The 771-nt window shown below is 54.2% G+C and carries 2 protein-coding genes; both read right to left on the bottom strand.

Going from position 1 to position 771, the window contains the following annotated elements; translation table 11 throughout:
* Positions 1–297, bottom strand: a 297-nt coding sequence (locus tag VZ95_RS27565; RefSeq protein WP_232302756.1) for a substrate-binding domain-containing protein, incomplete at its 3' end; no start/stop codon positions are given.
* Positions 248–640 carry a substrate-binding domain-containing protein gene (locus VZ95_RS27560; protein ID WP_232302755.1) on the bottom strand — a complete coding sequence of 131 codons (393 nt, stop codon included), beginning with the start codon at positions 638–640 and terminating at the stop codon, positions 248–250. The genes VZ95_RS27565 and VZ95_RS27560, both read right to left, overlap by 50 nt.
* Between the last annotated feature and the right edge of the window lie 131 nt (positions 641–771).

The raw sequence follows: 771 nt of genomic DNA, 5'->3' as shown, positions 1-771 counted from the left end.
CTTATTGTTATTGGCCGTTAGAATCTGCTCCATATTCTTCTGAGCGTTTTCCGGCAGCCAACGGTCGGTATACTGTTCGCCAACAATTTTAATATCGCCCTTGTCGATGGCGGGTTTCAGCACTTCCTTCGAGCCCATCGCCAGGAAATCGGCATTCGGATCGGCGTTATAACCTTTGATGAAGACGTAATTGCCGGTCGGCTTCGCCTTTTGAATTTCGCGCGCCATCATCCGGCCCACTTCGATGTTATCGAAGGTGAGATAGAAAAACGCCCGGCACTTCGATGAGGCGGTCATAGCCCAGAACCGGGATTTTTTCGGCTTTGGCTTTGGCGACGGCGGGCTGAATCGCCTGGGCATCTTGCGCCAGCACGATCAGCGCCTTTGCGCCGCGCGCAATCAGGCTTTCCACATCGGCGAGCTGCTTTTGCGGGTTCGACTGGGCATCGGCGCTGATATATTCCGCACCAACGCTGGCGAGTTGCTTTTTGATGGCGGCTTCATCGATCTTCCAGCGCTCTTCCTGGAAATTCGACCAGGACACGCCCACAACCAGTTTCGACTGCGCTTGTGCGCCCGTTGCAAGTGCGAGCAACGAGGCCCCTGCGGCCAATCCCAAGGCGAGAGTCTTGATATTCATACCTGTTTCCTCCGGTTCGCGGCCCTCTGTGGGGCCTTTTCTCACTCTCGCCAGAGGATATTCCCCCTGGCGCTCATCCAGTTTTGCGTGCAGTGCAGCATTTATTTTGGATGTTAAAATAAATGGTAAAA

The sequence above is a fragment of the Elstera litoralis genome, assembly GCF_000963705.1.
Classification (GTDB): Bacteria; Pseudomonadota; Alphaproteobacteria; order Elsterales; family Elsteraceae; genus Elstera; species Elstera litoralis.
This window is presented reverse-complemented; position numbering and strand designations above follow the sequence as displayed.